Raw genomic sequence first — 5,532 nt, 5'->3', positions numbered from 1 at the left:
TGAATGAGAATTATTATCTAAACTCATTATGTACACTCACTTATTGCTTATTTCGACCGTCCAAATTTCAAGAGCATATTGTTCTTTTTTTCTATTATAATATATTTATTGTGTCAGAACAAGTGTTTTGTGATTTTTTATAAATTTGAGCAGACATGCTCGAATGTGCAATTCATAGTGCAATTCATCCCATCACCTATAGAAGGCCACTGAAAAAGTCCTTTTTGCGTATAAATTAACACAAAATAAAGTACATCAATCAACTTTGAGACACTGTATATAGTATGAAAAAACAGTTTTTCAGCGGCGTCCCTATAGAGGTGAGGGAATTCTTGCTACGGTTGTTAAAAGAACTTTGTAATCGGATATTTTAATATGAAACATTTTCTTTTTTTACACGAATTTTATACTTCGTGTGCTATGATAAAACTATAAATCTAGAAATTCAAAAAGGAGACCATCATGCACATTTTAATTATAGAAGACGAAGAACAGCTCTGCCGTTCCATGGCAGAGGGGCTCCGCATGGACGGATACGAAACAGATACCTGCTTTGACGGAGAAGAGGGACTGGAATTATGTATGACAGAGAATTACGACCTGATCCTTCTGGATCTGAACCTGCCGGGAATTGACGGTCTGGAAATCCTGCGTCAGTTCCGTACCTTCAATACCAATACTCCTGTTCTCATACTCTCCGCAAGAGTACAGATCCAGGATAAGGTAGAGGGGCTGGATCTGGGAGCCAACGATTACCTCACCAAGCCATTTCATTTCGAAGAGCTGGAAGCCCGCATCCGCAGCCTTACCCGACGCAAATTTATCCAGGAGGATGTCTGCCTGAGATGCAGCCGCATTACCTTTGACACACGTACAAGAGAAGCCAGTGTAGATGGCACGCCTCTGGCTCTCACCAGGAAAGAAAGCGCACTTCTGGAATATTTTCTGCTTCACCGCAACCGGATCATCAGCCCTGAGGAAATGATCGAGCATCTCTGGGACGGCAGCGTGAACAGCTTCAGTAATTCCATCCGGGTGCATATTTCTTCTTTAAGAAAAAAACTGCGAACTGCCCTTGGATATGATCCTATACAAAATAAGATTGGACAGGGATATATTCTGGAAGAATAAAAATCATTCATATCTGTACAATAAATATTTTCAGATTTCAAATACTACTATGTCATTATAATGAAACGAAAGGATTTATCTATGAAATTTTATTCAGAAAAACTTTCCCCCCGCAAGCTCTCCCTCCAGTGGCGACTCACATTGCTGATCTCCGGGCTGGTTATCACAGCCTGTGCACTGATGTATTTCTTCATCAGCCGTTCTGCTGTGACCGGTCTGGAAGGGATCTCCGACTATGTAGTTCTGGTCACCCCCGACAATTCAAACCCGATCTCCATCAATGTAGATCCAAAAATCCTCATCCCTGATCTGGAAAACCAGATCCAGAATACAAAAAACAACTTTCTGTTCCAGAGCATGATCGCCACAGGTATCATTATTCTTCTCAGCAGTATCTGTACCTGGTTTGTCACCAGAAGAGCCCTGGCTCCCCTGCGCAGATTCAGCGACAGGATCAGCCAGGTACAGGCACAGAATCTGTCTGAACCGCTGGAAGTCCCACTCTCAGAGGATGAAATCTCACGTCTGACCAGATCCTTTAATGACATGCTTGCCCGCCTGGATAATGCCTTCTCTGCACAGAAACAGTTTGTGGCAAGTGCAGCACATGAGCTTCGCACACCCTTAGCTGTAATGCAGACAAATCTGGAAGTTTTTTACAAAAAACCGGAACACACACCCCAGGAATACGACAGACTTTTCACTATGCTTCAGGAACAGATCGGCCGGCTTTCCCACCTTGCGGAAATCCTGCTGGACATGACAGGCCTTCAGACTGTAGAGCGTTCTGACACTATTTCTCTTGCAGCACTCACAGAAGAGGTTTTCTGCGATCTGGACCCAGTTGCAGACAAGCATCAGATCCGGCTTATTCAGACAGAAGGTGACTGTACTGTTACAGGCAGCTATATCCTTCTGTACCGGGCAGTCTATAATCTGGTTGAAAATGCGATCAAATATAACCGGCCTTCCGGTTCCGTTACTGTAAGCATTCATTCTGCAGAATCTGCAGTCCTGGAGGTAACTGACACAGGCATCGGTATCTCCCCTGAAAATCAGGAAAAAATCTTTGATCCCTTCTACCGTGTGGACAAATCCCGCAGCCGCGCCATGGGCGGTGCAGGTCTGGGGCTTGCTCTTGTAAGCGAGATTGCCAGACAGCACAACGGCCAGGTAAAAGTAACCCAGAGCAGCGAAAAAGGCAGTACCATTGCTCTGATACTGCCTGAATCAACTGACTATTGATTTTTTCTCTTATTTATTTTTTTCCAGAATCTGAATCAGTTTCTGTGTATCTTCCATAGTAGTAGCCCAGCTTGTGGCAAAGCGGATCACAGAGTGTGTCTCATCATACTTCTCCCAGAATCCGAACTCCACATCCTGGGCTATTTTTTTCATTACCTCATTGGACACAATGCAGAAGATCTGATTGGTGGGAGTATCCAGAGAAAGCTGATATCCATACTTCTTCAGTGCATCCTTGATCTGCTCTGCAGCTTCCATTGCAGGTTTGCCGATCCGCAGGTACAGCCCGTCCGTAAACAGTTCACCAAACTGGATTCCTGCGATCCGTCCCTTGGCAAGCAATGCTCCATGCTGCTTGATGATCGTAAAGAAATGAGGAATCCGTCCTTTCTGCGGTATAACCACTGCTTCTCCAAACAATGCTCCGCATTTGGTTCCTCCAATGTAAAATACATCGCTAAGTTCTGCCAGATCAGTGAGAGTCACATCATTCTCCGGGCTTGCCAGTGCATAGGCAAGGCGGGCGCCATCCACATAAAGGGGAAGATGATTTTCCCGGCAGACTTTGCTGAGAGCTGCTAATTCCTCTCTGGAATACAGGGTACCATATTCTGTTGGCTGGGAAATATATACCATCCCGGGCATTACCATATGCTCATAATTGGCATCATCATAGAAATCCTTCACCAGCTTCTCAATCTGCGCTGCAGAGATTTTCCCATCTTTCTGCGGTACTGTCAGAACCTTATGTCCGCCAAATTCAATGGCACCTGATTCATGAGTTGCAATATGACCTGTATCCGCAGCCACAACTCCCTGATAGGATTTCAAAAGTGCATCGATTACTGTGGCATTGGTCTGTGTTCCGCCAACCAGCAGGAATACTTCTGCCTCCGGTACATTGCAGGCTTTTCTGATCTTTTCTTTCGCATCTTCTGTATATGGATCCTGACCATAGCCCACTGTTTTCTCCAGGTTTGTCTCCATCAGCTTCTTCATGATTGCAGGATGTGCACCCTCCATGTAGTCACTGGCGAAATATAAACGTGATTCTGTATTTTCCATTTTTATCGTTATGTCCTTTCTACTGCACTATTTGCGCATTTGACTTTTTTATTCATAGCTTCTGTTCTGTACCGGAACGCTATTCATTCTGTTACTCTATTTTTCTTAGCATTTCTCCCATCTGCTCTTCTGGCTTTCACAGATGGAGTTCCACTGACAATTCCCACAGATTTCTTTCCTCTTTCCTGATGCCAGGATTTTCTTTTGAACAACATCTGTAAAATCATCAAATTCCATAATCTGTCCATTTTCCAGACCGCACAGTTCCAGCACTGCATTGTCATATGCTTCTACAAGCGAAAAGGAAGAACAGCATCCTTTTTCATTATTGGGACAGGCAGAACAGATCTCGTCTGTATCTGCATGAAGCTGTATCTTCGCTCCCTTCTGGAAAATATCCAGCATTTCCTGCATATGTGCGGAAAATCCATCACTGTATCCCTCACCCTTGAAATATGCAAGGCACATTCCATGGTGAGGGCGTAGTGGAATATTTTTTATAAAAGACATCTTTGTGCACCCTTCTCCTTAATTTTTTAACATATTGGATACTTTAACACAAAGCGTTTTTATTGACAACTTTTTTTATTTTATAGTTTACAATCCAATAATTCTATATACTGATCGGATTTCATCAGACTTACTGGATAAAATCAGAAAATCCTTTTTTACTTTTTCTTCATTTACCAGCCTTAGCTACCCTCATATTATAAAGAAAGGTACCCAATGATGCCAGAATAATCAGCACATATCCTGTAAAGCTGTACTTATCCGGAATCTCTCCAAACAGGACAAATCCCAGCATTGTGGCAAAAATAATCTGCGAATAATCAAAGATGGAAATCTTCCCTGCAGGTGCATAGGTGTATGCAGCCGTAATCGTAAACTGTCCACCCGCTGCGAATAATCCTGCCATCAGCAATGTTACAAGCTGTTTCATACTCATGGGTGTGAAATGGAACAACATCCAGGGTACAACCGACAAACAGGAGAAAAATGAAAAATAAAACACGATAACCGGTCCCTTCACTCCGTGAGTTCCCAGTACGCGCACCATCGTATAGGCAATTCCTGCTCCCAGTCCACCGCAGACTCCGATCAATGCCGGAATAAGTGCCGCATTCTGAAATCCCGGTTTCACTACAAATAAACATCCGATAAATGCCAGTGCAACACACGCTGCCTGTGCCGGTCTGATCTTTTCCTTTAACAAAAGGAATGAAAAAATAATCGCAAAAAACGGAGATAACTTATTCAGGATCGATGCATCTGCCACCAACAGATGGTCAATGGCGTAAAAGTTACACAGAATCCCCAGTGTCCCGCACACACAACGCAGGATCAGCGGTCCCCAGTATTTCTTATCCACCTTCGGCACTGTACGATTCTTACAGAGAATTATCGCTGCAAACACTGCCGCCACCAGATTCCGGAAGAAGCTCTTCTCCACAGACGGCAGATCACCTGCCAGACGTACGCTCACATTCATACAAGCAAAGAAAAACGCCGACAGGATGATCATTATCATACCCTTTATGTAATTTTCCTGTTTCATCAGATTTAACCTGCCTTTCTGTCCATGCAGACAGCTTCTTTTTATCATATGCTGTCTGTCATCTACCTGTTAATCATAGCACGGACAATCGTTTTAGTACAAATAGATTTTTTATTTCAATTCGTCCTAAACCATGATATACTATAAGAGCTGTCGAACCTCCAGCAGAAAGGAGGTGAGTTTCATGGAAGAAATTCTCGTCACATTTCTTGTCTCTGTTTTAGCAGGCGTAGTTAGCTACTACATATGCAAATGGCTGGACGGCAGACGCTAGACAGCAACAGCCAAAACGGAACAGCTCACCGTAACGAGCAAGAAAGCCCTCAGAGCTGCAACTCTGAGGGCTTTTGTTTCTTTAGGTCGCTTCATGGAATCTCGTCACATTCCTTAGCTACTGTTAGTATATGCTGAAAAAAATAAAAAGTCAACTTAAAAATAATATTATCATATATCATCCTCTTCGCAGCCGGGTCGGTTAAATGTTACTGTTCACTCCGTTCACAGTAACGTAGCCAAAATTCATTCCAGATTGCCTG

Annotated in this window: 5 protein-coding genes; 2 read left to right on the top strand and 3 right to left on the bottom strand. The window is 43.4% G+C overall.

Annotation, left to right across the window (positions count from 1 at the left end; translation table 11 throughout):
* Positions 1-462: 462 nt before the first annotated feature.
* Both G4417_RS16240 and G4417_RS16235 read left to right on the top strand, forming a co-directional pair.
* The gene (locus tag G4417_RS16240) at positions 463-1,131 is read left to right on the top strand and encodes a response regulator transcription factor (RefSeq protein WP_008705442.1); all 669 of its coding nucleotides are present in this window, start codon (positions 463-465) and stop codon (positions 1,129-1,131) included.
* Between the two features lie 81 nt (positions 1,132-1,212).
* Entirely contained in the window at positions 1,213-2,376 is a 1,164-nt protein-coding gene (locus tag G4417_RS16235) for a sensor histidine kinase (protein ID WP_173684206.1), read from the top strand.
* A gap of 9 nt (positions 2,377-2,385) precedes the next feature.
* Here the strand turns inward: G4417_RS16235 and G4417_RS16230 are convergent, their stop codons facing one another.
* The 3 genes from G4417_RS16230 to G4417_RS16220 form a co-directional block, all read right to left on the bottom strand.
* Entirely contained in the window at positions 2,386-3,441 is a 1,056-nt protein-coding gene (locus G4417_RS16230; RefSeq protein WP_173684205.1) for a threonine aldolase family protein, read from the bottom strand.
* A gap of 105 nt (positions 3,442-3,546) precedes the next feature.
* A complete protein-coding gene (locus G4417_RS16225; RefSeq protein ID WP_022381173.1) occupies positions 3,547-3,951 on the bottom strand; it encodes a DUF1284 domain-containing protein in 405 nt (134 codons plus the stop codon).
* A gap of 169 nt (positions 3,952-4,120) precedes the next feature.
* On the bottom strand, positions 4,121-4,996 hold the full coding sequence (locus tag G4417_RS16220) for a DMT family transporter (RefSeq protein WP_173684204.1): 876 nt from the start codon (positions 4,994-4,996) through the stop codon (positions 4,121-4,123).
* Between the last annotated feature and the right edge of the window lie 536 nt (positions 4,997-5,532).

Source organism: Blautia wexlerae, assembly GCF_013300825.1.
Lineage (GTDB): Bacteria > Bacillota > Clostridia > Lachnospirales > Lachnospiraceae > Blautia_A > Blautia_A wexlerae_B.
This window is presented reverse-complemented; position numbering and strand designations above follow the sequence as displayed.